Raw genomic sequence first — 447 nt, forward strand, 5'->3', positions numbered from 1 at the left:
CCATGCAGCCGATCGTCGATGCCGGTCAGGTCGTCGCTTCGGTCGGCCAGCGCGTGCTGGGCCGTACGTCGCTCGACGACATCACCCATCCGGTGTCGGGCGAGATCCTGGTCAAGGCCGGAACGCTGATGGACGAGCGTGACGTGGAACAGATCGAAAAGGCCGGCGTCCAGTCGGTCCGCATCCGCTCGGCACTGACTTGCGAAGTCAGGGTTGGCGTCTGCGCGGTCTGCTACGGTCGCGATCTGGCCCGCGGCACCCCGGTCAATCAGGGCGAAGCCGTCGGCGTCATCGCGGCGCAGTCGATCGGCGAGCCGGGCACGCAGCTCACCATGCGTACCTTCCACATGGGCGGTACCGCGCAGGTCGTGGACAGCTCGTTCCTTGAAGCCTCGTATGAGGGCAAGGTCGAGATCCGCAACCGCAACGTGGTGCGCAACTCCGACG

1 pseudogene is annotated in these 447 nt (G+C 66.4%); it reads left to right on the forward strand.

The features are described from left to right. Window positions 1-2: 2 nt before the first annotated feature. A pseudogene (locus EOC06_RS36580) lies at window positions 3-447 on the forward strand (DNA-directed RNA polymerase subunit beta'); the annotation flags it as partial.

The sequence above is a fragment of the Mesorhizobium sp. M7A.F.Ca.MR.362.00.0.0 genome (genome assembly GCF_004023175.1).
GTDB lineage: Bacteria > Pseudomonadota > Alphaproteobacteria > Rhizobiales > Rhizobiaceae > Mesorhizobium.